We start from the raw sequence: 24,481 nt of genomic DNA on the forward strand, positions 1-24,481 counted from the left end.
CCATGGCTCGACCGCACGACTGCGGTTTGGATTTGTCGGTGACGCCGACGCCCTAACAGGGGCTCAGATCGCACTGTCCTACGCTTCACTGCGCGGCGCGGGTGTCGTCCTAGACACCGGCTCTCGGATCAGGCTGGTCGGCGGATGTACCACGGGTGGCGCCTGGGGGGAGCCACCGCCCGGCAACGTTCGGATAACGCTGCCTTCAACTCGAAGGTACCAAAGAAACAGCGAAAGGCAAATGCCCCGCAAAGATGACCACGGGCAGGTATGCCCAGGTGAAGCGGGCTATGAAGGGAGGGTGACACAGGTCTCACCCCGCCGGGGAGCCCTTCGGGACCCCTAAAACGCCCTATAGCGGGCGTTTCAGGGGTGTTACGCGGGGCTGACGCTACGGCCGTCCGGCGCCGATGAAGCGGTCGCGGTAGTAGCCGGAGGTAACGGAGACGATCTCCACGTTTTTACCCGTCCGGGGGGCGTGGATCATCTGCCCGCCGCCGACGTACATGCCGACGTGGCCGAGGCCGCTGAAGAACAGGAGATCGCCGGGCTGGAGGTTGTCGTACGACACGCGGGTGCCCGAGGTGGCGCTGTACTGCGAGGCGGCCGTGCGCGGCAGGGCGACCCCCGCGGCGGCCCAGGACTTCATCGTCAGGCCCGAGCAGTCGTAGCCGGTGGGGCCGGTGCCGCCGTAGATGTAGGGCTTGCCGAGCTGCTTGTAGGCGAAGTCGAGGGCGGTGCGGGCCGGGCCGCTCGCCGGGCCTGTGTAGGTGCCGCCGACGGGCCCCGACGCGGTCGGCGTGTCGCCGCCGAGGCTCGCGACGAGGTCCTTCTGCTTCTTGATCGCCTTGTCGATGACCGCCTTCTGGTCGCCGATGTCCTTGACCTTGGCGTTGACCTTGTCGAAGGCGTCCTGGGCGTTGCCCTTCTCGCGCTCCATCCGCTGGGTGGAGGCGAGGAAGTCCTTGATCTTGTCGCCGCGCTGGCTCGTCACGTGCGAGAAGATCGACACCTGGTCCAGGACGTCCTGCGGGTCGCCGGAGGACAGCAGGGCGGTGATGTTGCTGATGTCGCCGGTCTTGTAGGCGTCGCTGGCCATCTGGACGATGCCCTCGCGGGCGTCGTCGAACGCCTTCTGCTCGCGGGCGGCGGCCTTCTTGGCGGACGAGAGCTTGCGCTTGGCGACCTTCAGCTCGCTGTTGAGGGCGTTGTACTTGTCCACGAGCTTCTCGACCTGCTCGTTGAGCTTGTCGAGCTTCTTCTGCGCCTCGGCCCGGGTCGGCTCGGCCTGGGCGACGCCGGGAACACTCCAGATGACGGCTGCGGCCAGGCACAGAGCTGCCAGGCGGCGGAATTTCGGAGTGTTCTGGGCCACTGTGGGAAACGCCCCTTCTTGCACTGGTTTGTCAGCCGTTGACCCTAGTAGTGAAGGCACCACCCCACAACCGAAACGCCGGTATTTCAGGGTTTTCTCACCCTCGACGGGTTTAGCGGGAGACTCCCCGGGTCAGTGACGGCGTCGACCCAGCTCAGAGCCGGACGCGCGGGCGCGCGCAGCGCCGTCAGAACCTGCCGAGACGCTTCAGCAGCAGCCCCGCCGTGGCAGTCCTGCCGCCCGCGCGGCGCGCCGAGGCGGCGACCTCCTGGTCGGAGGAGACGACGACGAAGACCCGGCCGGGCGGCTCGGCCCGCACGAGGTCGGCGATGAGGTCGTCGGCGAGCTGGCCGGGCCTGCTGAACAGCACCCGCACCCCGCGCGGCGCCTGCACCGCGACGTGCCCCTCGACCTGCGCGCCGTCGAAGACCGCGGTGATCTCCGCGTGCGTCTGCGAATACAGCCCGCCAAGCCCGCTGACGAGCCTGGCCCGCTGGTCGGCCAGCGGAAGCTCCCCGTACCCGGTCTTGGTGACGTTGTAGCCGTCCACGATGAGGTGCGCGCGCGGGGCCATCAGCAGCTCCTGGAACAGCTGCGCGTCGGGCTCGGCGAGCGACCTGCCGTGCGCGGCCCCGGCCGCCTCCACCGCGCCCGCGACGTGGTCGGCGGGGCGGGAGATGACCGACGGGAGGTTCAGCTCGCGCCGCACGCCCTGGGCGGCGTCCACGAGCGTGTCGAGCAGCAGCCGCAGCCGCACGTCCTCGATGCTGCGGCCCTCGCGCGCGGCCTTGCGGTGCGACTCCAGCGCGGCCTCGGCCGAGGTGAGCTTGGCGCGGACCGCCTTCAGCTCGCGTTCCAGCGCGCCGAACGCGCTCAGCGACTCCTCGCGCTCGGCGCGCCGCTCGGCGTCGAGCTCCGCCGCGCGCTCCACCGCCTCGCGCGCCGCCCTGCGCTCCTCGCCGAGCTTGCGGCGCAGGTCGGCGACCTCGGCCTTGGCGTCCTTCAGCTCGCCGCGCAGCCGCGCGGTCTCGGTCGCGTGGACCGCGCGCGCCTCGTCAAGGCGCGCCCGCAGGGTCGCGGCCTCCTGGACGGCCTGGGACTCCCTGGCGTCTTCGGCGGCCCGCACGAGTTCCGCGCGCGCCGCCTCCACGTGCGCGGGCCAGCCGCCCGGACGCAGCAGATAGGCCGCCGCCGCGACCTGGACGGAGTCCGCGCCCTCCGGCCGCTCACCGCGCTCGAGCGCTTCAGCGAGCTCGGGTTCCGCCTCGCGCAGCCTGTCCCCCACCCGGGCGCGGAACGCGGCGTCGGCGTCGAGCTGCTTGGCGATGACCGAGCCGCCCTCGCGGGCGCGCGCCTTCGGGCGGAACTTCGCGATCCTGCGCAACGGCACGGGCACGTCCTCGGCGGAAAGCCCCGCGAGCACTTCGGCGGCCGCGTCCACCACACGGCGGCGCACCGCCTCGGGCAGTGGCCCGCTGAGGCTCTCGTCCGAAGTGATGGTCCCGCTCCTCGGTCCGCGCGGATTTCGGTCTGTGCAGATTTTGTCACACGCGGCCCCTACGGTGCCGAGCATGCAAGGCGTTCAAGGCTCACTGGAAGACCTTCTCGCGGAAGGGGCGCGCAGCACCCCCCTCGCGGAGGTCACCTTCACCGTCGTCGACCTCGAGACCACGGGCGGCTCTGCCGACGAGTGCGGCATCACCGAGATCGGCGCGGTCAAGGTGCGGGGCGGCAAGACCGTCGGCGAGCTCGGCACGCTGGTCGACTGCGGGCTGCCCATCCCGCCGTTCATCTCGGTGCTGACCGGCATCACCCAGCAGATGGTCGTCGGCGCGCCACAGGTGCCCGAGGTCCTGGCGTCGTTCCTGGAGTTCGCGCGCGGCACCGTGCTCGTCGCGCACAACGCGCCCTTTGACGTCGGGTTCCTCAAGGCGGCATGCGCGCGGCACGGCTACGAGTGGCCGGCCTTCCCCGTCCTGGACACCGCCGACCTCGCCAGGCGCGTCCTCACCCGCGACGAGGTGCCCAACCGCAAGCTCGGCACCCTCGCCCGCTTCTTCCGCGCCGCGACGAGCCCGAACCACCGCGCGCTCGCCGACGCCCGCGCGACCGTCGACGTGCTGCACGGCCTGCTGGAACGGCTCGGCGCGTTCGGCGTCGCCACGCTCGAGGAGGCGCGGTCGTTCGCCAAGGCGCCCACCCGCGAGCAGCAGGCCAAGCGGAGCCTCGCCGACGACGTGCCGTCCGGCCCCGGCGTCTACCTGTTCGAGGACGCCTCAGGCGAGATCCTGTACATCGGCAAGAGCGGCGACCTGCGCACCCGCGTCCGGTCCTACTTCACCGCCAGCGAGACGCGCGGCCGCGTCCGGGAGATGATCGGGATCGCCGAGCGGGTGCGGTCGATCCCGTGCCCGACCGCGCTGGAGGCCGAGGTCCGCGAGCTGCGGCTCATCGCCGAGCACAAGCCGCGCTACAACCGCAGGTCGAAGTTCCCCGAGCGCGCGGTCTGGCTGAAGCTCACCGACGAGGCGTTCCCGCGCCTGTCGGTGGTGCGCGAATGCCGCGACGACGACTCCGCCTACCTCGGGCCCTTCCCGTCCACCGGCTCGGCCGAGGAGGCGCGCGCCGCCCTGCACGAGACCGCCCTGCTGCGCCAGTGCAACCAGCCGCTGACCGAACGCCGCATCGCCGCGGGCAAGACGCACTCGTGCGCGCTCGCCGAACTCGGCCGCTGCGGCTCGCCCTGCGACGGCCGGGAGACCCGCGAGACCTACGCCGGGCACGTCGAACTCGCCCGCGCCGCGATGACGGCCGACGCCGGGCCCGTCGTGCGCGCCGCGCGCGGCAGGATCGACAGGCTCGCGGGCGAGCTGCGCTACGAGGAGGCCGCCGGCTGGCGCGACAAACTCGCCGCGTTCCTGCGCGCCGCGTGGCGCGCGCAGCGGTTCGCGTCCCTGGCCGGATGCGACGAGCTCGTCGCGGCGCGCCCGGAGGCGTCGGGCGGCTGGGAACTCGCCGTGGTCCGCAGAGGGCGGCTCGCCGCCACCGGCGTCATCCCGCCCGGAGCGCCCCGCTACCGCCCGTACGTCGACGCGTGCGTCGCCACCGCCGAGACGGTCCTGCGCGGCCCTCAGCGCTTCGCTGCGACCCCTGAGGAGATGGACTGCGTCCTGCGGTGGCTGGAGGCCCCCGGCGTCCGCCTGGTCGAGGTGACGGGGGTGTGGAGCTGCCCGGTCGGCGGCGCGGAGGGTCTGCGGACGTGGATCGACGGTGCCTACGGGGACCCGAAGCCCTACGCTGGCCGACGTGGCGATTCCCCTGTATGACAACCAGCCCACCAGGCGGGTCCCGCTCGTCACCTATGCCCTGATCGCGGCGAACTTCGTGGTGTTCCTGCTGACCCCGATGGCGGTCTTCGGCAACGACCACGCCGACGCCAGGTCCCTGGTGTGCGCGCAGACCGTCTTCGTCCACGAGTTCGGGGCGATCCCCCGCGAGCTCACCTCCGACGAGGCGATCCCGCTGCCCGCCGAGATCACCGCCGAGTGCGGGGCCGCGTCATACGGCAAGATCCCGCTGCTCTCGGCGTTCACCTCGATGTTCCTGCACAGCGGCTGGCTGCACCTGCTGGGGAACATGATCTACCTGTTCGTGTTCGGGCAGGCCACCGAGGACCGTCTGGGACGGTTCCGCTTCCTTCTCTTCTACCTGGTGTGCGGGCTCGCCGCCGTCTACGGGTTCGCGATCACGTCACCGGGCTCGGAGACGCCGCTGATCGGCGCGTCCGGGGCCGTCGCGGGGGTGCTGGGCTCCCACCTGGCGATCCACCCGCGCTCGCGGACGATCGCGCTCGTCAGCGGGTTCCTGCCGTTCCGGCTGCCCGCCTGGGTGCTGCTCGGCCAGTTCTTCGTGATCCAGTGGCTCAGCCTCGGCGCGGCCGACGATGTGGCCTATGTCGCGCACATCTACGGATTCGCCGCCGGGGCCCTGCTCGGGCTGCTCGCGCGCAGGCCCGGAGCCCTCGCCAGGGCGGCCGCTCTGGCGTCCCGCCGGTAGGGCATGATCTCCTCTCCCCCGGTCCCCTCGTAACCTGAGAGGAACCGGACGCAAAGGAGGAGCCCCCTTGATTACCGCAATCGTGCTGATCCAGACGGAAGTGGACCAGATCAACGAGGTCGCCGAGGCCGTCGTGAAGCTCGACGGTGTCAGCGAGGTCTACTCGATCACCGGCGACCACGACCTGCTCGCCATGGTCCGCGTCCGCCACCACGACGACCTCGCCGAAATAATCCCCGGCCACCTCAACAAGGTCCCCGGCGTCGTCCACACCGACACCCACATCGCCTTCCGCACCTACTCCCGCCACGACCTGGAGTCCGTCTTCTCCCTCGGCCTCCCCGACTAACCCCCGCCGCAGTCCCTCCGGGACTGCGGCGCGCTCCGGCCCGGCCACCGTCACCCGGCAAGGCACAGTCCCTCCGGGACTGCGACGACCTCCAGGCGTGCTCGACGGCCGCAGGGCCAGCAAGCTCAGCGCCCGCATCACCCCGCCAGGAGCCCGGGAGCGCCGCGGCTCCCCGTTGCAGTCCCTTCGGGACTGCAACGGGGACCGGGCATGCGCGAAGACCGGCGGAACCGGCGAGGCCGGGCCAGGCGCCGCCGCGCCCGACGGGCGCAACCCCTTTTCGCCGCGGTCCCGAAGGGACTGTGGCGCAGCTAGGGCGCGCACGGCGGCTGCAGCAGCGGGCCCGGCCCGCGCGTCGGCCCACAGGAGCCCGGCGGGCGCAGATTTTCGCCGCAGTCCCGAAGGGACTGCGGCGAAAAGGGGTTAGGGAGCACAAACGCGGGCCCTCCGTAGGGAGGGCCCGCGTCGGTTGGTGTGGCAACCGGTGAGCTAGTGCGTCAGCTCCTTGTGCTGGTCGTCGTGACCGTGGTGGTGCGGGTCGCCGTCGCCCTCGACGGGGATCGAGTCGGCGTTGTACCACATGGCGAGGCGGGTCCGCAGGTGGCCGAGCGGGCCCTTGCTGCCCTTGGCGGGGACGCCGTTGGCGTCGATCGCCGGCAGCGGGGCCTTGGGCTCCTCCTTGGACAGCAGCTTCGCCTTCTCGAAGTCGGCGGGCTCCTTGTGCAGCTCGGAGAACTCGCCCTCCGGGCTCATCACGATCGTGCCGGACTCGTAGCCGTGCGCCATCGTCGCCGCGTCGCTGCGCTGGAGGCCCAGGCAGATCCGCTTGGTGATGAGGTAAGCCAGCCACGGGCCGATGAAGATCGCGAAGCGGAAGAACCAGGTCGTCGCGTACAGCGACAGGTGGAACTTCTCGGCGAGCACGTCGTTGGCGCCGGCGAGCCACATCAGACCGTAGAACGCGACCATCGCGACACCGAGCGCGGTACGGGTCGGAGCGTTGCGCGGACGGTCGTTGACGTGGTGGTACCGGTGGTCGCCGGTGATCCAGCGTTCCAGCCACGGCCATACGCCCGCCCCGGTGAAGATGATGCCGAGCGGCACCAGCGCCGGGATGAGGACGTTCAGGCTCAGCGTGTGGCCCCAGGCGGTGATCTCCCAGCCCGGCATGAGCCGCAGCGACCCTTCGAGCAGACCCATGTAGAAGTCGGGCTGCGAACCTGCCGAGATCGCCGACGGGTCGTACGGGCCGAACAGCCAGATCGGGTTGATCTGGGCGAACGTGCCGAGCAGCGCGATGACGCCGAAGGTGTACAGGAAGTACGCGCCGGCCTTGGCCATGAAGACCGGGTAGAACGGGTAGCCCGTCACCTTGGTCTCGGTGCCGCCGGTGCCCGGCATCTGGGTGTGCTTCTGGTGCCACATGATCATCATGTGCGCGGTGATCAGCGCGAGGATGATGCCCGGGATCAGCAGGATGTGCAGGGTGAACATGCGCGGGATGATGTCCACGCCGGGGAACTCCCCGCCGAACAGGAACATGTACCCGTAGGTGCCGACGATCGGGATCGCCTCGAGCACACCCTGGGTGATCCGCAGACCGGTGCCGGACAGCAGGTCGTCCGGCAGCGAGTACCCGAACAGACCCTCGAGCATGCCGAGGGTGAACAGGCCGAGGCCGATCAGCCAGTTGATCTCACGCGGCTTGCGGTACGCGCCCGTGAAGAACACGCGCAGCATGTGCACCATCAGCGAGGCCATGAACAGGATGGCCGCCCAGTGGTGGATCTGCCGCATGAGCAGACCGCCGCGGATGTCGAACGTGATGTGCAGCGTCGACGCGTACGCCTCGGACATCTGCACGCCGACCAGCGGCTCGTACGAGCCGTGGTAGTGCACTTCCAGCATGCTCGGCTTGAACCAGAGCGTGAGGAACGTGCCGCTCAGCAGCAGGATGATGAACGAGTACAGGGCGATCTCGCCCAGCAGGAACGACCAGTGGTCGGGAAAGACCTTCTTGACGTTCCGCTTCATGAAGCCGACGGTCCCCAGCCGGTCGTCCACGAAGTTCAGCGGTCCCGCGACCGCCTTGGGCAGTGTCTCGTCTGCCATGGTCAGCCACGCTCCCAGAAGCTAGGCCCGACGGGCTCGGGGTAGTCGTCGGTCGCGATGAGGTAGCCCTCGTCGTCGACCGCGAGCGGAAGCTGCGGCAGCGCGCGCGCGGCGGGGCCGAAGACGACCTTCGCGCCGTCGGTCGCGTCGAACGTCGACTGGTGGCACGGGCACAGGATGCGGTGCGTGGTCTGCTCGTACAGGGCCGCGGGGCAGCCGACGTGCGTGCAGATCTTGGAGTACGCGACGATCCCGTTGACCGTCCAGTTCTCGCGGCCCTTCACCGGCTTGATGAGGTCGGGCTCCACGTTGATGAGGATGGTCGACGCCTTCGCGATCAGCGTCAGCGTCTCCTCGCCGTTCTCGTGGATGCCCTCGGGCAGCACGGTGATCATGCCGCCGGGCGAGTTGAAGTCGGACGCCTTGAGCGGGACGTTCGTGCCGTCGACGACGATCCGGACGCCCTTCTTGCCCTCCTTCTTCGCCTTCTCCACTGCCTCGCCCCACCAGGTGCTGCGCAGGCGCTTCTCGGGCAGCGGGCCGAGGTCGCGCAGCAGGAACAGCGGCGCGAGGCCCAGCGGCGCGGCGGCCAGCAGCAGCGTGCGGCGCAGCAGCGGCCGCTTGACGAACCCGCTGTCGATCGCGCCCTGCTGGAAGTCTCGCGCGAACGACGCGCGCGCTGCCTCGTCGGTGGCGAGGTCGTGCCGCTCCTGCTCGATCGGCACGCTGGTCATCAGCCGCCGGAACCAGACGGTGACGCCCGCCGCCAGCGACAGGAACGCCAGCGTCATCAGGCCGCCGAGCCACAGGTTCGACTCCTGGGCCCGGTGGATGCCGTGCATGCCGCCGTCGCGGCCGCTGAAGCCGATGAAGTAGACCATGAAGCCGACGCTCGCGGCGAAGGCCAGCAGGAACAGCGAGGCGACGATCCGCTCGGCCTTCTTGGCCTTGCGCTCGTCGAGCTCGAAGCCGGCCTTGACGGGCCCGGCCTCGTCGTCGGCGACCAGTACCTTGCCGACCGGAGCGGTGGTCGGCGTGCCGATCACGCGCTCGGGCGCTGAGTTCTCGTTGGTTTCGTCGCTCATGACTTCTTCAGCTTCTTCGGCTTCTTGGCGGTGATCCAGATTGACGCGAAGACGAGCAGGCCGATGCCGACCACCCAGCCGACGAGGCCCTCGGAGACCGGGCCCATGCGGCCGAGGCCCGCGCCGCCCGGGTTGGGCTCCTCACGGGTCGTCTCGATGAAGGCGATGATGGCCGCCTTGTCCTCGGGCGTCAGCGTCGTGTCGTTGAAGACGGGCATCGCCTGCGGACCGGTGAGCATCGCCTCGTAGATCTGGACGGGCGTGGTCTCCAGCAGGTCGGGCGCGTACTTGCCCTCGGTCAGGGCGCCGCCCTGGCCGGTGAAGTTGTGGCACTGCGCGCAGTTGGTGCGGAAGAGCTTGCCGCCCAGCGCCGCGTCGCCGCCCTGGGGCACGATCGGGACGCCAGGGCCGCCGCCCAGCGACTGGATGTACTCGGCGACCGCGGTGACGTTCGCCTCGTCGTCGAACGGCGCGACGACCTTCTTGCTCGGGACCTGCGCGGCGTTCGTCATCGCCGGCATCCGGCCGGTGGTGATCTGGAAGTGGACCGACGCGGCGCCCACGCCGATGAGGCTCGGCGCGATCGTGTTGTCGTAGGAGTCCTTGGTGCCCTCGGCGTTGAGGCCATGGCAGCTCGCGCAGTTCTGGTTGAACAGCGACTTGCCCTTGGCCAGGTCGGCGGCCTGCGCCTGGGTGCCGGTCGCCTGCGCCTGGTCGGTTGCGGGCGACACACCGGCGTAAATGGCGCCGATGGCCACCAGGGCGGCCAGCACGACGGCGTAGCCCGCCCAGGAGCGCCGGCGCCATGCGGTGAACCTAGTCACGGATGGTCCTCGTTATCGGATCAGGTAGATGGTCGCGAACAGGCCGATCCAGACCACGTCCACGAAGTGCCAGTAGTACGAAACGACGATCGCGCTCGTCGCCTGCTCATGGGTCCAGCGCTTCGCGGCGTACGTGCGTCCCAGGACGAACAGGAACGCGATCAGACCTCCGGTCACGTGCAGGCCGTGGAACCCGGTGGTCAAGTAGAAGACCGAGCCGTAGGCGCTCGCGGACAGGGTCGTGCCGTGGTGGATCAGCTCCCGGTACTCCCAGAGCTGTCCGAGCACGAAGTAGAGGCCCATGAGGAAGGAGATCACGTACCAGAAGCGCATCTTCCGGAGACGGTCGGCGTCGGAGCCGCCCTTCTTCTCGACGGCGAAGACGCCCATCTGGCAGGTCACCGAGGAGAGCACGAGGACCAGCGTGTTGACCGCCGCGAACGGCAGGTTCAGCTCGGCCTGGGGCCACTCTCCTCCGGCGCCCGTTGTCACCGACCGGATGGTGAAGTACATCGCGAACAACGCCGCGAAGAACATGAGCTCGGACGACAGCCAAACGATCGTCCCCACATTGACGAGGTTCGGACGATTCGCCCGGCCGCCATGCGTAGTTGTCTTTATCGCGGATGCAGTTGCCACGGGCAGCATTATTACGGCACCTCGCGGCCACCCTGCGCATGACCCCCCGTTTGCGGCCGAAGCTTCGGTCACAACTTGGAACTTCGCCGCGCCCCGTCACGTTATGGACGACCGCCCGTGACCCGGCGCGGACGTCCTGGTGGGCGGCCAGGTCGCGGACCCGTCGGCCATCTTCGCGCACCCGGTCCGGACGCCGCGTCCGCCCTTGTGGGAACGTGCTGAAGGAGTATGTTTGCGCCATGAGCACCACGGACGCCACCGCCTCCCCGGTCAAGGTCCTCGTCTACAGCGACGACGCAGCGACCCGTGAGCAGATCCGGCTGGCCATCGGCCGCCGCCCCGCCGCCGACCTCCCGCCCGTGGAGTACGTCGAGTGCGCGACCCAGCCCGCCGTCGTCCGCCTGCTCGACGCCGGCGGCATAGACCTTGCCATCGTCGACGGCGAGGCGCAGCCCGCCGGGGGCCTCGGCGTGTGCCGCCAGGCCAAGGACGAGGTCTACGACTGCCCGCCGGTCCTCGCGGTGATCGCGCGCCGTGACGACGGCTGGCTGGCGACCTGGTCGCGGGCCGACGGCGTCGTCACCCAGCCGCTCGACCCGTTTGAGGTCGCCAAGACCGCCGCGCAGCTGCTGCGCCGCCGCGCCCAGGACCGGCTGCCCGTCCTGTAGCGCCGCGCCCGCCCGCCCCGTTCCGACCGTCCGAGCCCGAACGAGCCCGAAAGAGAATCCGCCGTGAGCGCCCGTACCACCTGGCCAGCCCTGCTCAACGCCCTGCTTTCCGGGGAGTCCCTGACCTCGGAGGAGACGGGCTGGGCGATGAGCCAGATCATGGCGGGCGCCGCGACGGACGCGCAGATCGCCGGGTTCGCGGTGGCGCTGCGGGCCAAGGGCGAGACGGTCGCGGAGGTCGGCGGCATCGCGGCGGGGATGCTGGCCAACGCCACCCCGCTGGACATCGAGGGCGACCTCGTCGACCTGGTGGGCACCGGCGGCGACCAGCACCACACGGTGAACTTCTCCACGATGGCCTCGATCGTGGCGGCCGGGGCCGGGGCGAAGGTCGTCAAGCACGGCAACCGCGCGGCGTCGTCGTCGTGCGGCACCGCCGACGTGCTCGAGGCGCTCGGCGTGGTGATCGACCTGCCTCCCGCGGCGACCGAGAAGGTGGCCCGCGAGGCGGGCGTGGCGTTCCTGTTCGCGCCCGTATATCACCCGGCTTTCCGCTACACCGCCGGACCCCGTCGCGAGCTCGGCACCCCGACGGTCTTCAACTTCCTCGGCCCGCTCACCAACCCGGCGCGGCCGAAGTCGTTCGCGGTCGGCGTCTTCCACGAGCGGATGGCGCCGGTGCTGGCCGGGGTGTTCGCCGAGCGCGGCTCGACCGGCCTGGTCTTCCGCGGCGAGGACGGCATGGACGAGCTGTCCACGACCGGCCCGTCGAAGGTGTGGACGGTCCGCGACGGCGTCGTCGGCGAAACCGTCTTCGACCCCGCCGAGCTGGGCATCCCCCGGGCGACCCTCGCCGACTTCCGGGGCGCGGACGCGACCTTCAACGCGGGCGTCGTGCACAAGGTCCTTGCCGGGGAGCAGGGCCCGATCCGCGACATGGTCCGGCTGAACGCCGCGGCCGCGCTCGTCGCCGCCGAGGGGGCCCCGAGCCCCGACGGCCTCGTCCCGGCCCTCAAGGACGCCTACGAGCGCGCGGGAGAGGCGATCGACTCCGGAGCAGCCAGGGACCTCCTGGAGCGCTGGGTGAGCATCTCACAGCGGCACAGGCCGTCCTGAGCCTCCCGGGCCCCATCCGTCACACGCGAAAGGGGGCCCGCAGGCCCCCTTCTGTGTTTCTCGGCTGTGTGCTTCCCGGCTTCTGACGCCTCAGGGCGCCCCTGCGGGCGCGGCGGGCACCGCGGGCGCCTTGTCGGGCTTGCTCGCGGGCGTCTTGGACGCCGCCTCCGCCTTGGCGGGCGCGTGCTCGGCCCCGTCCATCGCGGCGGTGGTGAAGCCCTGGGCCTTGCTGGTCTTCAGCCAGTTCTTCCAGTCGAGCTGCCAGTACCCCCAGCCGTTCTCCGGCTCGAGCGGCCGCGCGGTCCCGACGATCTTCACCGGGTCGCCCCGGTGGCTGATCTTGTGGAACCACTTGGCGTTGTCCGGCGACAGGTTGATGCACCCGTGGCTGACGTTGGCGTACCCCTGCGAGCCGACCGACCAGGGCGCGCTGTGCAGGTACTCGCCGCTGTTGGAGATCCGGACCGTCCAGTAGACGTTCTGCTGGTAGTAGCCGGGCTGTCCCGGCCCCGCGTCCGGCGACGTCATGACGGTCATGTACTCCTTCTCCATCGTCAGATGGTTTCCGGAGGTCGTCAGGTACTTGTACTGGCCGCCCATGCCCATGCTGGCGGGCATCGTGCGGGCCTTCTTGCCCGCGATCTTCACCTCGACCTTGTGCGTCTTGGCGTTGCCGACTGTCTCGATCCGCTCCCCCACCCGGAAGCTGCGGTCGAGGTTCTTCTCCCCGTAGACGCCCTTGGCGAGTTGGACGCCCGCCAGGTGCCCGATCAGCCTGACCTTGGTGTGCGCGGGCCAGTAGTCCTTGGTGCGGAAGATGACGCTCTGGTCGTCGAACCAGCGCCACGCGCCCTCGACGGGCTGCGACGCCCGCACCTCCAGGGCCTTCTCGACCGCCTCCTTGTTGACGACCTCGCGACCGAAGTTGATCTTGATCGGCATGCCGACCCCGACCGTCTCGTTCGCCTCGGGGAAGGAAATTTCCCCGGTGGCCGTCTCAGACGGTTTCGCGGTGCTGAACGCCGACTCCGCGGTCTGCACCTGGCCGTCGGCCCCCAGCGCGGTCGCCAGCACCGAGTACCGCGCGCTCGGATCGAGCGGATACCTGGACTGCCACGAGGTCCGGTCGGCGGCCAGGACGCCCGGGACGGTCTGCCCCTTGGCGTCGGTCACCGTGACGTTCTGGAGGGTCCCCTTGCTCGCCTGAACGGTGACCGGAGTGTCCGGCTGGACGGTCCCCGCGTTGACCGGGGAGATCGCCACGGCGGCCTCCGGCTTCGCCGGCTTCTCGCTCGAGCAGCTCGCGAGCAGCGGGACCAGGAGCAGTCCTGCGGCTCCCGCCCTGGTGGCGGCGCGGTTGACCTGCACCGTTGAACCTCCTGTGTGTCGTCCCGTCCTGGGCCCCCGAAGACCACTGTGGAGGGGTGCGGGATCTCCGCCTCCTGCGATCTTGATACCCGTGCGGCGCTCGCCCGGAAACATCGGCGGGTGAACGCCCGGTGACGGTACGCAAGTATGCCGAAGGCCGGTGCCCCCGTTAGGGAGACACCGGCCTTCGGCGTGAGGTTTTGCCTACCCGGGAAGCCCGGGATGGGCTAGGCCACGTACTGGCCCCGGTAGTACTCGAACACGAAGCCGATCGAGGTGAGGATCAGCAGCGCCACCCCGAGCAGCATCAGCCAGGTGCCGAAGATCATGCCGAGGCACAGGGCGGCGGCCGACAGGCCCACCCACAGCGGCCACCAGCTGTGCGGGCTGAAGAAGCCCTGGTCGCCGGCCGAGTCGGCGATGTCGCCGAGCTTGTCGTCCTCGGGCAGCTCAGCGCCGCGCAGCTTCTCGATCCGGTTGACCGTGAAGTGGATGTAGATGCCGATCATGAACGCGAGGCCGACGGCCAGCGCCATGGCGGTCGTGCCGGTCCACTCGCCGGAGAAGGACCAGTACACGATGTCGGTGATCAGGAAGAAGATCCCGCACCCGTAGAACATGTACGCCTGAACGCGCATCGGTCATGACCTCCGCTTCTGCACGTCGGAGCCCGCGTCGATCGCCGCGAGGTCGACGCCCGCGAGCTCGGCAGCCTTGGCCGCCTCGGCGGCGTGGTGCAGGTCGAACGCCGGACGCTCCGAGCGGATCTTCGGGATCGAGTTGAAGTTGTGCCGCGGCGGCGGGCACGACGTCGCCCACTCCAGCGAGCAGCCGTAGCCCCACGGGTCGTCGACTTCGACCTTCTTGCCCTTACGCCACGTGATGTAGACGTTGTAGAAGAACGGCAGCATCGACGCGCCGAGCAGGAACGAGCCGACCGTGGACAGCTGGTTCAGCCCGACGAACTCCGACGGGTAGTCGGCGTAGCGCCGCGGCATGCCCTCCGCGCCAAGCCAGTGCTGGACGAGGAACGTCATGTGGAAGCCGACGAACAGCGTCCAGAAGTGGATCTTGCCCCAGCGCTCGTTCAGCATCTTGCCGGTCCACTTCGGCCACCAGAAGTAGAAGCCCGCGAACATCGCGAACACCACGGTGCCGAAGACGACGTAGTGGAAGTGCGCCACGACGAAGTAGGAGTCCGACAGCTGGAAGTCAAGCGGCGGCGAGGCGAGGATGACGCCGGTCAGACCGCCGAACAGGAACGTCACGAGGAAGCCGAGGGAGAACAGCATCGGCGTCTCGAACGTCAACTGGCCCCGCCACATCGTGCCGATCCAGTTGAAGTACTTCACACCCGTGGGCACCGCGATGAGGAACGTCATGAACGAGAAGAACGGCAGGAGCACCTGGCCCGTCACGTACATGTGGTGCGCCCAGACGGTGATCGACAGGCCGGCGATCGCGATGGTCGCGCCGACGAGGCCGATGTAGCCGAAGATGGGCTTGCGGCTGAAGACCGGGAGGATCTCCGTCACGATGCCGAAGAACGGCAACGCGAGGATGTACACCTCTGGATGGCCGAAGAACCAGAACAGGTGCTGCCACAGGATCGCGCCGCCGTTCTCGGCGTTGAAGACCTGCGCGCCGAACTTGCGGTCGGCGTACAGCGCGAGCAGCGCGGCGGCCAGGACCGGGAAGGCCAGCAGGACCAGGATCGAGGTCAGCAGCGTGTTCCACACGAAGATCGGCATGCGGAACATCGTCATGCCGGGCGCGCGCATCCCGATGATCGTGGTGATGAAGTTGACCGCGCCGAGGATGGTGCCGAGACCCGACAGGGTCAGGCCGACCACCCACATGTCGCCGCCGATGCCCGGCGAGCGGACCGAGTCCGACAGCGGGGCGTAGGCGAACCAGCCGAAGCTCGCGGCGCCGTCCGGCGTGAGGAACGCGGCGACGACGATGAGGCTGCCGAACAGGTAGAACCAGTACGCCAGCATGTTCATGCGCGGGAACGCCACGTCCGGCGAGCCGATCTGGAGCGGCATGATGACGTTGGCGAAGCCGCTGAACAGCGGGGTCGCGAACATCAGCAGCATGATCGTGCCGTGCATCGTGAACAGCTGGTTGAACTGCTCGTTGCTCACGATGTCCTGGCCGGGCTCGAAGAGCTCGGCGCGCATCACCAGCGCCATCACGCCGCCGATGAGGAAGAACGTGAACGAGGTGATGATGTACAGGTAGCCGATGACCTTGTGGTCGGTCGACGTGATCCAGCTGACGACCAACCGGCCCTTGCTGGTGCGCTGGCCGCCCGCGATCGCGGCGGGCTGCTCTGAGATCGCGGTCACTGCGCGCCCCCGCCCTTCTGCTCGGCGATGTAGGCGTCGAACTCGCCCTGCGTCACGACCTTCACCTGGAACAGCATCCGCGTGTGGTCGACACCGCACAGCTCGGCGCACCGGCCCTCATAGGTCCCGGTCTTGGTCGGCTTGAGCTGGAACTGGTTCTCGAAGCCGGGCATGACGTCCTTCTTGTAGAGGAACGCGGGAACCCAGAACGAGTGAATGACGTTGTCCGACTTGAGGTTGAAGTGGACAGTCTTGTTCACCGGCAGGACCAGCACGGGCTTCTCGCCGTTGCCGGTGCCGCCGGGGGCGTCGGGGGCGGTCGGAGTTCCGACGATGCTGACCGGTGAGCCGTCGGCCTTCTTGAACTGGTCGCCGATGTAGTCGAACTGCCAGCTCCACTGGTAGCCGATGACGTCGACGGTGACGTCCGGGTTCTCCTTCAGGTCCTCGACGTAACTCTGGTCACGCGCGGTGTAGAAGAACAGGACGCCGATGATGACGAACGGCACGGCGGTGTACAGCATCTCGACCGGCAGGTTGTAGCGCACCTGCTTGGGAAGGCCCTCCTGGCCCTTCCGCTTGCGGTGGAACAACACGGCCCAGATGATCAGGCCCCAGACGACGACGCCGACAGCGATCGCGGCGATCCACGTGCCCTGCCAGAGCGAGAGCATGCGATGCGCCTGCTCGCTGGAGGGCTCGGGGAAGCCTACGCGCTTCCATTCTTCGGCGTCGCAGGCGGTGGCCGCCATCGCCAGCAGAGCCAGCGCGGACGCGCTGGACAGCGCTCGGCGGCGGCCACTCACTGGCTCACGCCGCTCCCTAGAGCGGGTCGGACTCACGGATTGCCTTCCCCACAGATGAAGCCCGGGAGCTGCCCCGGGCGGCTGCAATTCACTAGTTCCCTCGTTGTGGTGGACACATTAGCGCGACTGTCCGGAGAGTCCCCTCCGGGACCCCCGTTAGTGTCGTGGTGTGCCTTTTTTCGACGCCGCCTCGACCGAACCCCTTCATCCCGCCGCACGCGACGCGCTGCTCGAGGCGCTGGAGACCGGCTGGGCCGACCCGGCACGCCTGTACGGATCGGGACGACGGGCCAGAATGCTACTTGATCAGTCACGCGCGCGGATCGCCGCGACGCTGTCGGCCCGTCACGACGAGGTCTCCTTCACCACCTCCGGCACGCAGGCGGTGCATCTCGGGGTCCTCGGCGCGCTCGCGGGGCGGCGGCGCGTCGGACGGCATCTCGTGGTGAGCGCGGTCGAGCACTCCAGCGTCCTGCACGCGGCCGAGGCGCACGAGCGCGACGGCGGCGAGGTCACCGAGGTACCCGTCGACCTGTACGGGCGCGTCGACCCCGACGCGTTCGCCGCGGCGCTGCGCCCGGACACCGCGCTGGCGTGTCTCCAGTCGGCCAACCACGAGGTGGGGACGGTCCAGCCCGTCGCCGAGGCGGCCGAGGCGTGCCGGGAAAGGGGCGTCCCGCTGCTGGTGGACGCCGCGCAGTCGCTCGGCAGGGTCGAGGTGCCCGGCGGGTGGTCGCTGCTGACGGCGAGCGCGCACAAGTTCGGCGGGCCGGCCGGCGTCGGGCTGCTCGTGGTGCGCAAGGGCGTGCGCTGGCGCTCGCCGCTGCCCGAGGACGAGCGCGGGGCGCGCCGCGTGCCGGGCTTCGAGAACGTGCCGGGCGCGGTGGCGACGGCGGCGGCGCTGGAGGCGTCGCTGGCCGAAGCGCCCGAGGAGAACGCGCGGCTGTGGGAGCTCGTCGAACGCGTTCGCCGTGAGGTGCCCCGGCTCGTCGAGGACGTCGAGGTCGTGGGCGATCCCGTACGGCGGCTGCCGCACCTCGTCACCTTCTCCCTTCTGTATGTCGGAGGGGAGGCCATTGTCACCGAACTCGACAGGCTGGGTTTTGAGGTTTCGTCGGGCAGCTCGTGCACGGCGGATAGCCTTCGTCCTAGCCACGTCTTGGAGGCAATGGGTGTGATTACCCATGGAAACGTCCGGGTATCGCTGCCCCGGGGAGCTTCCGCCGAGGATGTCGAAAGATTCCTCGGCGTCCTGCCCGAGACGGCGGCGAGGTTGCGCCGCAGCGCGGGCGCGACCGGCTGACCCGCACCCGCGAGACGCACCGCAACAGCAGAAGGGAAGCAGACCATGCGCTTCCGCCGCCGCGCCCCCCGGGCCGAGCAGGCGTCACCCCCGCCCGTCCCCGTGCCCGCGGGCCCCCCCGCCTACCTGATGCTCGACGCGCTGGGCCGCAAGTGCCCCATCCCCATCATCATGCTCGCCGAACGCATCCGCGAGGTCCCCCTGGGCCAGATCGTCGCCGTCAAGGCCGACGACGTCGCCGCCCGCACCGACATCCCCGCCTGGTGCCGCATGAAGTCCCAGACCTTCGTCCGCGAAGAACCCCTCCCCCAAGGCGGCTGGGCCTTCCACGTCAAGCGGGACTACTAACTGTGTTTGCTGGCCCGCCCTCCGGCCCTGGGGGCTGTGTTTGCCGGCCCACCCTCCGGCCCTAGGGGCTGTGTTTGCTGGCCCGCCCTCCGGCCCCGGGGGCCTACGGGCGGGCTGTGATCGGGCGCTTCGCAAGCCTGGGCTGCCCCTCCGGCCCTGGGGGCCTCCGGGGCAGCCCAGGGCGCCCGATCACGTGAGGGGCCGCGCCTAGCGGCGCTCCCTTAAACCCCCGAGCGCGTTGGGACCGCGCCTGACGGCGCTCCCTTCAACCCCCGGGCGCGAGCAGGGCCCTCTCCGCGCAGTCCCGGAGGGACTGCGCGGAGAGGGGTTGTTAGGTGAGGTTTGTGGCGATTTCGGTGGCGGCTTCGGGGCCGTAGGCGGTGGACATGCGGGCTATGAGGACCGACTTGTCGAGGGAGTATTCCTGGCCGCCGGCGGTTTCGAGGGCGTGGGCGGCCAGGAGGTTGCCGAGCTGGGCGGCGCGCTCCAGGCTCAGGTCCCAGGCGACGGCGGCGAGGAAGCCGGCGCGGAAGGCGTCGCCGATGCCGGTCGGCTCCACCTTGCGGACGTCGGGGGCGGCCGGGACGTGCAGGCCGGGCTCACCCTTGCGGTCGATGACGACGCCCTTCGCGCCGAGCGTCGTCACCCGGATGTCCACCCGGTCGAGCACGTCGGCGTCGGTCCAGCCGGACTTCTGCTCGCACAGGGCCTTCTCGTACTCGTTCGTGAACAGGAAGCGCGCGCCGCCGATGAGGCTGCGCACCTCCGCGCCGTCCATCCGGGCGAGCTGCTGTGACGGGTCCGCGGCGAACGCGATGCCGCGGTCGCGGCACTCGTCGGTGTGCCTGACCATCGCCTCGGGGTCGTTCGGGCTCACCACGACGAGGTCGATCTCACCGAGCGGGGCGAGCTCGATGTTGCGCGCCTCGGCCATCGCCCCCGCGTAGAAGGACGCGATCTGGTTGTGGTCGGTGTCGGTGGTGCACATGAAGCGCGCGGTGTGCCGCAGCTCCGACACGTGGACGCCCGCGCAGTCGACGCCGTGGCGCTCGAGCCAGGCCCGGTAGTCGGCGAAGTCCGCGCCGACCGAGCCGACGAGCAGGGGGCGCAGGCCGAGCGAGCCGAGTCCGTAGGAGATGTTCGCCGCGATGCCGCCCCTGCGGATCTCCAGCTCGTCGACCAGGAAGGAGAGCGACACCTGGGCGAGCTGGTCGGGCAGGAGCTGGTCGGAGAACCGGCCGGGGAAGGTCATCAGATGGTCGGTCGCGATGGAACCTGTCACGGCGATGCGCACGGCGAAGCTCTCCTCGTTGGCGTGGCTGCGGGAAAACACATAAGAAAAAGGGCCTGCACAGATTACTGTGCCAGGCCCTTCGAGGGTTGGACACCCTCGTGAACGACGCCGTGACGCCGTGGAACGCCGCCGCTCAGGAGAAGCTGTCGCCGCAGGCGCACGAACCCGTCGCGTTCGGGTTGTCGATCGTGAAGCCCTGCTTCTCGATGGTGTCGACGAAGTCGACGGTCGCGCCGCCCAGGTAGGGGGCGCTCATCCGGTCGGTGACCACGCTGACGCCGTTGAAGTCGGCGATGACGTCGCCGTCGAGCGAACGCTCGTCGAAGAAGAGCTGGTAGATCAGGCCGGAGCAGCCGCCGGGCTGCACGGCGACGCGCAGGGCCAGGTCGTCACGGCCCTCCTGCTCCAGCAGGTCCTTGACCTTCTGCGCGGCGGCGTCGGTGAGGTTGATCCCCGACTGAGTGCTGGTCTCCGTCATGTTCATGTACTCCCGGTGCGGGGCGAGTTTCTGCTTGGCAGTCGGACTGCTTCAAGTGACAACGTACCTGCCCGTGCGGTTCTTCCCCGCACCGCGGGGTTTTTTCGTCCCTCCATACCCCCCGATTCACGGGCATACCGGGCGTTGTGGTTAGACTGGTTTCGTCAGAACGACGATAAGTCCCCGTTCGCGGGAAGGGAGCCCCCGTGACGACCACCACCGACCTGCCGCTGCTCTTCCTCGGCAAGGGCGCGGACCCCGCCACCGAGCGCGGCGTCGAATGCCCCGGCGACCTGCCCCCGGCGTCCGACCCCGCACTCGTCGCGCGGGCCCGCGCGGCCAAGGAGGCGCTGGGCGACAGCGTCTTCGTCCTCGGCCACCACTACCAGCGCGACGAGGTGATCCAGTTCGCCGACGTCACCGGCGACTCGTTCAAGCTCGCCCGCGACGCCGCGGCCAAGCCCGACGCGCCCTACATCGTCTTCTGCGGCGTGCACTTCATGGCCGAGTCCGCCGACATCCTCACCACCCCCGAGCAGAAGGTCATCCTCCCCGACCTCGCCGCCGGGTGCTCGATGGCCGACATGGCGACGTTCGACCAGGTCGAGGACTGCTGGGACGCCCTCGCCGACGCCGGCATCGCCGACCGCGTCGTGCCCGTGACGTACATGAACTCCTCGGCCGACATCAAGGGCTTCGTCGGACGGCACGGCGGCGTCGTGTGCACGTCATCGAACGCCAAGCGCGCGCTCGACTGGGCGTTCGCCCGGGGTGAGCAGGTGCTGTTCCTGCCCGACCAGCACCTCGGCCGCAACACCGCGGTGCTGGAGATGGGCATGACGCTCGAGGACTGCGTGGTCTACAACCCGCGCCGCCCGAGCGGCGGCCTCACCCGCGAGCAGCTGCGGAACGCCAAGATGATCCTGTGGCAGGGGCACTGCTCGGTCCACGGACGGTTCAGCCGCGCCTCGGTGGACGAGGTCCGCGAGCGCGTCCCCGGCGTCAACGTGCTCGTGCACCCCGAGTGCAGGCACGAGGTCGTCACGGCCGCCGACTACATCGGCTCGACCGAGTACATCATCAAGGCGCTCGACGCCGCCGAACCCGGCAGCTCCTGGGCCATCGGCACCGAGCTCAACCTGGTCAAGCGCCTCGCCGCCGCGCACCCGGACAAGAACGTCATGTTCCTGGACAAGGCGGTCTGCTTCTGCTCGACCATGAACCGCATCGACCTGCCCCACCTCGTCTGGGCGCTGGAGTCCCTGGTCCGGGGCGAGGTCCCCAACCAGATCACCGTCGACCCCGACACCGCCCACCACGCCCGCGCCGCCCTCGACCAGATGCTCGCCCTGCCGTAATCCCTTCCCCGCAGTCCTTCGGGACTGCGGGGACATCGGGGGGCCTGGCGGCAGGGGCGCGGCGGAGATCCTTCAGTCGGGGATCAGGCCGGAGTCGCCGAGCATGCTCTTCACCTCGTCGATATGGGCGTCGGCGGGCGGGAGGATGAGCTCGGAGGACTCAAGGCTGTCGTCGGGCAGGGGGGTGCCCAGTTCCCTGACGCGGTCCAGCAGGGCGGTGAAGGCGGCGCGGAAGGCCGCGTCGTCGCCGCCTCCGATGGTCGCCTCGAGGGTGTCGTCAAGTTTGTTCAGTTCCGGGAGATCACCGTCGGCGATCTTCACCTGGCCCTCGCCCATGATCCTGACGATCATCGCTCAGCCCCCCTGCTGCGGCCTCTGGTCCTGCTGCTGACCCTGCTGCGGCTGCTGTGCCCGCGGGGAACCCGGGTCGAGCTGCTTTTGCAGGCTGCCCTGGTTCAGCTCGGCCTTCAGCCGCTCGAGCTCGATGTCGACGCCGCTGCCCGCACCGATCCGGTCGAGCTCGGCCTGGATGTCGTCGCGCGGACCCGAGTAGTCCTCGAGCGCGCCGGACGCCAGCAGCTCGTCGATCGCCCCGGCGCGCGCCTGGAGCTGCGCCGTGCGGTCCTCCGCGCGCTGGATCGCCAGGCCGACGTCGCCCATCTCCTCGGAGATGCCGCTGAACGCCTCGTTGATCCTGGTCTGCGCCTCGGCCGCGGTGTAGGTCGCCTTGATCGTCTCCTTGCGGGTACGGAAGGCGTCGACCTTGGACTGGAGCCGCTGCGCCGCCAGGACGAGCTTCTCCTCCTCGCCCTGCAGCTGCTGGTACTGCACCCGCAGGTCGGCGAGCTGGGTGTCGAGGCCCGCGCGGCGCTCAAGGGCGGAGCGCGCGAGGTCCTCGCGGCCCAGCTCGAGCGCCTTGCGGCCCTGGTCGGTCAGTTTGTTGTGCTCTCCCTCGATCCGGGAGATCTGGAGCTCGAGGCGCTTGCGCGAGGTCGCCACGTCGGCCACGCCCCGCCGCACCTTCTGGAGCATCTCCACCTGGCGCTGGTAGGAGTAGTCCAGGGTCTCCCGCGGATCCTCCATGCGGTCCAGCGCGTTGTTTGCCTTGGACCTGAAGATCATCGACATTCGCTTCATCACGCTCATCGCGCGCGGACGTCCCTTCGTGTTGCGGGTCGGGCCTTCCTTAACCCTACGCTTTCGACGCTCGGGGGATCTACGAGGTTCCTCACCGGTATCGGCATCAAATATCCTTCCTTCTGTGTTCCGACGTGGCGGTACAACCCCGCAGACCCCAGAGACGGTCGATGACCGCCCCCTCAAGGAGGGCGGCAAGAACCGTCCGACGCCCAAGCGCGCCGAGGCCGAGGGCAACCGGCGCCACCAGCGTGTGAGCGCGCCCAAGGACCGCAAGGAGGCTTACAAGGCGGTCCGTGAGCGGCAGGCGCGCGACCGCGAGAAGGCCCGTGAGGGCATGGCCAGGGGCGATGCCAAATACTTGCCCAAGCGCGACCAGGGGCCGGTCAGGCAGCTCGCCCGCGACTATGTGGACGCGCGCCGCACGGTCGGCTCGTACCTGATGCTGATCATGTTCGTCGTGGTGATCGCGAGCTTCGTCCCGTCGACCTTCACGCAGCTGGTGTTCGTGCTGGTGCCGCCGGTCCTGCTCGCGGTGGTGCTGACCGAGAGCCTGCTCATCGCCCAGGGCGTCAAGCGGCTCGCCAAGGAGCGCTTCCCGAGCGAGAGCGTCAAGGGCGTCGGCCTGTACGCCGCCTCGCGCTCGCTGCAGATCCGCCGCCTGCGCCTGCCCAACCCCCGTCGCAAGCCGGGCGAGAAGAACCTCGTCTGACGGGTCCGCGACGCCCCCGGCCCGGGGACGTCGATGTCCCGGACCGGCCCGGACGCGACCATAATCGGGGTTATGGAATTTCGTTACCTGGGTCGGAGCGGGCTGAAGATCTCCGAGATCGCCTACGGGAACTGGATCACGCACGGCTCCCAGGTCGAGGAGGACGCGGCGCGCGCGTGCGTCGCCGCGGCGCTCGACGAGGGCATCACCACGTTCGACACCGCCGACGTCTACGCCGGAACGCGCGCGGAAGAAGTGCTCGGCAGGGCGCTGAAGGGCGTGCGGCGCGAGTCCCTGGAGATCTTCACCAAGGTCTACTGGCCGACGGGTCCCGGTCCGAACGACCGCGGCCTGTCCCGCAAGCACATCATGGAGTCGATCAACGGGTCGCTGCGCCGTCTCGGCACCGACTACGTCGACCTGTACCAGGCGCACAGGTTCGACTACGAGACGCCGCTGGAAGAGACGATGCGGGCGTTCGAGGACGTCGTCCGGCAGGGCAAGGCGCTGTACATCGGCGTGTCGGAGTGGCGGGCCGAGGAGATCGAGGCCGCGCTGAAGATCGCCGAAGCGCGCGGGTTCGACCGGATCATCTCCAGCCAGCCGCAGTACTCGATGCTGCACCGCGTCATCGAGGCCGAGGTCGTGCCGCTGTGCGAGCGCGAGGGGATCGGCCAGATCGTCTGGTCGCCGATCGCGCAGGGCGTCCTCACCGGCAAGTACCTGCCCGGCCAGCCGCCGCCCGCGGGCTCGCGCGCCACCGACGCGCAGGGCGGCGCGGACTTCGTCAAGGCGTGGATGGGCGACGACGTCCTCACCCGCGTCCAGAACCTGAAGCCGATCGCCGAGGAGGCGGGCCTGACCATGGCCCAGCTCGCCGTCGCCTGGGTCCTGCAGAACCCCAACGTCTCCGCCGCCATCGTCGGGGCCTCCCGCCCCGAACAGGTCCGCGACAACGTGAAGGCCGCCGGCGTCGAACTCGACCCGGCCCTCCTGGCCCGCATCGACGCCACCCTCGGCGACGTCATCACCCGCGACCCCGCCAACACCCAGTCTCCGGCCACCAGACCATGACATTGGCCGCGGCTCCGCCGCGGCGGTG

The 24,481-nt window shown here is 69.7% G+C and carries 24 protein-coding genes; 10 read left to right on the plus strand and 14 right to left on the minus strand.

Annotated elements, in window-relative coordinates; all coding sequences use genetic code 11:
* Positions 1–391: 391 nt before the first annotated feature.
* Positions 392–1,375 (minus strand): NlpC/P60 family protein, encoded by a 984-nt coding sequence (locus tag R9X44_RS25700; RefSeq protein ID WP_319816839.1) that lies wholly within the window; start codon positions 1,373–1,375, stop codon positions 392–394.
* A 187-nt stretch (positions 1,376–1,562) separates the two neighbouring features.
* On the minus strand, positions 1,563–2,831 hold the full coding sequence (locus R9X44_RS25705) for an NYN domain-containing protein (protein ID WP_319816840.1): 1,269 nt from the start codon (positions 2,829–2,831) through the stop codon (positions 1,563–1,565).
* A 115-nt stretch (positions 2,832–2,946) separates the two neighbouring features.
* Between R9X44_RS25705 and R9X44_RS25710 the strand changes: the two genes are divergently transcribed.
* The 3 genes from R9X44_RS25710 to R9X44_RS25720 all read left to right on the plus strand — a co-directional run bounded on the left by R9X44_RS25710 (position 2,947) and on the right by R9X44_RS25720 (position 5,780).
* On the plus strand, positions 2,947–4,701 hold the full coding sequence (locus R9X44_RS25710) for a DEDD exonuclease domain-containing protein (protein ID WP_319816841.1): 1,755 nt from the start codon (positions 2,947–2,949) through the stop codon (positions 4,699–4,701).
* The gene (locus tag R9X44_RS25715; protein ID WP_319816842.1) at positions 4,682–5,431 is read left to right on the plus strand and encodes a rhomboid family intramembrane serine protease; all 750 of its coding nucleotides are present in this window, start codon (positions 4,682–4,684) and stop codon (positions 5,429–5,431) included. Before R9X44_RS25710 ends, R9X44_RS25715 begins: the two co-directional genes overlap by 20 nt.
* Before the next feature lie 67 nt (positions 5,432–5,498).
* Positions 5,499–5,780: an Lrp/AsnC ligand binding domain-containing protein gene (locus tag R9X44_RS25720; protein WP_319816843.1), complete on the plus strand. Its 282-nt coding sequence runs from the start codon at positions 5,499–5,501 to the stop codon at positions 5,778–5,780.
* A 489-nt stretch (positions 5,781–6,269) separates the two neighbouring features.
* On the opposite strand, the gene R9X44_RS25725 is transcribed toward R9X44_RS25720, so the two are convergent.
* The 4 genes from R9X44_RS25725 to R9X44_RS25740 are packed head-to-tail and all read right to left on the minus strand — an operon-like array spanning position 6,270 to position 10,449.
* Entirely contained in the window at positions 6,270–7,892 is a 1,623-nt protein-coding gene (locus tag R9X44_RS25725) for a ubiquinol-cytochrome c reductase cytochrome b subunit (protein WP_319816844.1), read from the minus strand.
* Between the two features lie 2 nt (positions 7,893–7,894).
* Entirely contained in the window at positions 7,895–8,977 is a 1,083-nt protein-coding gene (locus tag R9X44_RS25730; protein ID WP_319816845.1) for a ubiquinol-cytochrome c reductase iron-sulfur subunit, read from the minus strand.
* Positions 8,974–9,801: a c-type cytochrome gene (locus tag R9X44_RS25735; RefSeq protein ID WP_319816846.1), complete on the minus strand. Its 828-nt coding sequence runs from the start codon at positions 9,799–9,801 to the stop codon at positions 8,974–8,976. The genes R9X44_RS25730 and R9X44_RS25735 overlap by 4 nt, the downstream gene beginning before the upstream one ends.
* A gap of 12 nt (positions 9,802–9,813) precedes the next feature.
* Positions 9,814–10,449: a heme-copper oxidase subunit III gene (locus tag R9X44_RS25740; RefSeq protein ID WP_319816847.1), complete on the minus strand. Its 636-nt coding sequence runs from the start codon at positions 10,447–10,449 to the stop codon at positions 9,814–9,816.
* Between the two features lie 230 nt (positions 10,450–10,679).
* On the opposite strand from R9X44_RS25740, the gene R9X44_RS25745 reads away from it, so the two are divergent.
* Together R9X44_RS25745 and trpD are read left to right on the plus strand one after the other, a co-directional pair.
* A complete protein-coding gene (locus tag R9X44_RS25745) occupies positions 10,680–11,108 on the plus strand; it encodes a hypothetical protein (RefSeq protein ID WP_319816848.1) in 429 nt (142 codons plus the stop codon).
* A gap of 63 nt (positions 11,109–11,171) precedes the next feature.
* Positions 11,172–12,224, plus strand: coding sequence for an anthranilate phosphoribosyltransferase (gene trpD, locus R9X44_RS25750; protein WP_319816849.1), 1,053 nt, complete (start codon positions 11,172–11,174; stop codon positions 12,222–12,224).
* A 90-nt stretch (positions 12,225–12,314) separates the two neighbouring features.
* On the opposite strand, the gene R9X44_RS25755 is transcribed toward trpD, so the two are convergent.
* From R9X44_RS25755 to coxB, 4 genes are all read right to left on the minus strand, one after another.
* Positions 12,315–13,592, minus strand: a complete 1,278-nt coding sequence (locus R9X44_RS25755) for a L,D-transpeptidase (RefSeq protein ID WP_319816850.1) — start codon at positions 13,590–13,592, stop codon at positions 12,315–12,317.
* A gap of 227 nt (positions 13,593–13,819) precedes the next feature.
* Positions 13,820–14,230 (minus strand): cytochrome c oxidase subunit 4, encoded by a 411-nt coding sequence (locus R9X44_RS25760; protein WP_319816851.1) that lies wholly within the window; start codon positions 14,228–14,230, stop codon positions 13,820–13,822.
* Between the two features lie 3 nt (positions 14,231–14,233).
* Complete coding sequence (gene ctaD / locus R9X44_RS25765) at positions 14,234–15,943, minus strand: cytochrome c oxidase subunit I (protein WP_319816852.1); 1,710 nt, start codon at positions 15,941–15,943, stop codon at positions 14,234–14,236.
* On the minus strand, positions 15,940–16,749 hold the full coding sequence (gene coxB / locus R9X44_RS25770; protein ID WP_319816853.1) for a cytochrome c oxidase subunit II: 810 nt from the start codon (positions 16,747–16,749) through the stop codon (positions 15,940–15,942). Before coxB ends, ctaD begins: the two co-directional genes overlap by 4 nt.
* Positions 16,750–16,918: 169 nt before the next feature.
* On the opposite strand from coxB, the gene R9X44_RS25775 reads away from it, so the two are divergent.
* Both R9X44_RS25775 and R9X44_RS25780 read left to right on the plus strand, forming a co-directional pair.
* Positions 16,919–18,052: a cysteine desulfurase family protein gene (locus R9X44_RS25775; protein WP_319816854.1), complete on the plus strand. Its 1,134-nt coding sequence runs from the start codon at positions 16,919–16,921 to the stop codon at positions 18,050–18,052.
* Between the two features lie 45 nt (positions 18,053–18,097).
* The gene (locus tag R9X44_RS25780; RefSeq protein WP_319816855.1) at positions 18,098–18,400 is read left to right on the plus strand and encodes a sulfurtransferase TusA family protein; all 303 of its coding nucleotides are present in this window, start codon (positions 18,098–18,100) and stop codon (positions 18,398–18,400) included.
* A gap of 331 nt (positions 18,401–18,731) precedes the next feature.
* Here the strand turns inward: R9X44_RS25780 and R9X44_RS25785 are convergent, their stop codons facing one another.
* Both R9X44_RS25785 and erpA read right to left on the minus strand, forming a co-directional pair.
* Complete coding sequence (locus tag R9X44_RS25785) at positions 18,732–19,694, minus strand: carbohydrate kinase family protein (RefSeq protein ID WP_319816856.1); 963 nt, start codon at positions 19,692–19,694, stop codon at positions 18,732–18,734.
* A gap of 133 nt (positions 19,695–19,827) precedes the next feature.
* Positions 19,828–20,172, minus strand: a complete 345-nt coding sequence (erpA, locus tag R9X44_RS25790; protein ID WP_413774987.1) for an iron-sulfur cluster insertion protein ErpA — start codon at positions 20,170–20,172, stop codon at positions 19,828–19,830.
* A gap of 206 nt (positions 20,173–20,378) precedes the next feature.
* On the opposite strand from erpA, the gene nadA reads away from it, so the two are divergent.
* Positions 20,379–21,530 (plus strand): quinolinate synthase NadA, encoded by a 1,152-nt coding sequence (nadA, locus tag R9X44_RS25795; RefSeq protein ID WP_319816858.1) that lies wholly within the window; start codon positions 20,379–20,381, stop codon positions 21,528–21,530.
* 72 nt (positions 21,531–21,602) lie between these two features.
* On the opposite strand, the gene pspAA is transcribed toward nadA, so the two are convergent.
* Both pspAA and R9X44_RS25805 read right to left on the minus strand, forming a co-directional pair.
* Positions 21,603–21,881, minus strand: coding sequence for a PspA-associated protein PspAA (pspAA, locus tag R9X44_RS25800; RefSeq protein WP_319816859.1), 279 nt, complete (start codon positions 21,879–21,881; stop codon positions 21,603–21,605).
* A 3-nt stretch (positions 21,882–21,884) separates the two neighbouring features.
* Positions 21,885–22,676 carry a PspA/IM30 family protein gene (locus R9X44_RS25805; RefSeq protein ID WP_319816860.1) on the minus strand — a complete coding sequence of 264 codons (792 nt, stop codon included), beginning with the start codon at positions 22,674–22,676 and terminating at the stop codon, positions 21,885–21,887.
* Between the two features lie 115 nt (positions 22,677–22,791).
* Here R9X44_RS25805 and R9X44_RS25810 point away from each other — a divergent pair, with 115 nt between their 5' ends.
* Both R9X44_RS25810 and R9X44_RS25815 read left to right on the plus strand, forming a co-directional pair.
* Positions 22,792–23,379, plus strand: coding sequence for a DUF3043 domain-containing protein (locus R9X44_RS25810; protein WP_319816861.1), 588 nt, complete (start codon positions 22,792–22,794; stop codon positions 23,377–23,379).
* Between the two features lie 72 nt (positions 23,380–23,451).
* Positions 23,452–24,453 carry an aldo/keto reductase family protein gene (locus R9X44_RS25815; RefSeq protein ID WP_319816862.1) on the plus strand — a complete coding sequence of 334 codons (1,002 nt, stop codon included), beginning with the start codon at positions 23,452–23,454 and terminating at the stop codon, positions 24,451–24,453.
* The last annotated feature ends 28 nt before the right edge of the window (positions 24,454–24,481 follow it).

Source organism: Actinocorallia sp. A-T 12471 (assembly GCF_033875155.1).
Taxonomy (GTDB): domain Bacteria; phylum Actinomycetota; class Actinomycetes; order Streptosporangiales; family Streptosporangiaceae; genus Actinocorallia.

Bases quoted from the DNA above. Each gene is read 5' to 3' on its own strand.
- R9X44_RS25745 (WP_319816848.1), top strand. From the start codon at position 10,680: ATGAGCACCACGGACGCCACCGCCTCCCCGGTCAAGGTCCTCGTCTAC.
- pspAA (WP_319816859.1), bottom strand. From the start codon at position 21,881: ATGATCGTCAGGATCATGGGCGAGGGCCAGGTGAAGATCGCCGACGGT.
- R9X44_RS25805 (WP_319816860.1), bottom strand. From the start codon at position 22,676: ATGAGCGTGATGAAGCGAATGTCGATGATCTTCAGGTCCAAGGCAAAC.
- R9X44_RS25725 (WP_319816844.1), bottom strand. From the start codon at position 7,892: ATGGCAGACGAGACACTGCCCAAGGCGGTCGCGGGACCGCTGAACTTC.
- R9X44_RS25760 (WP_319816851.1), bottom strand. From the start codon at position 14,230: ATGCGCGTTCAGGCGTACATGTTCTACGGGTGCGGGATCTTCTTCCTG.
- R9X44_RS25740 (WP_319816847.1), bottom strand. From the start codon at position 10,449: ATGCTGCCCGTGGCAACTGCATCCGCGATAAAGACAACTACGCATGGC.
- R9X44_RS25730 (WP_319816845.1), bottom strand. From the start codon at position 8,977: ATGAGCGACGAAACCAACGAGAACTCAGCGCCCGAGCGCGTGATCGGC.
- R9X44_RS25815 (WP_319816862.1), top strand. From the start codon at position 23,452: ATGGAATTTCGTTACCTGGGTCGGAGCGGGCTGAAGATCTCCGAGATC.
- R9X44_RS25780 (WP_319816855.1), top strand. From the start codon at position 18,098: ATGCGCTTCCGCCGCCGCGCCCCCCGGGCCGAGCAGGCGTCACCCCCG.
- R9X44_RS25710 (WP_319816841.1), top strand. From the start codon at position 2,947: ATGCAAGGCGTTCAAGGCTCACTGGAAGACCTTCTCGCGGAAGGGGCG.
- erpA (WP_413774987.1), bottom strand. From the start codon at position 20,172: ATGACGGAGACCAGCACTCAGTCGGGGATCAACCTCACCGACGCCGCC.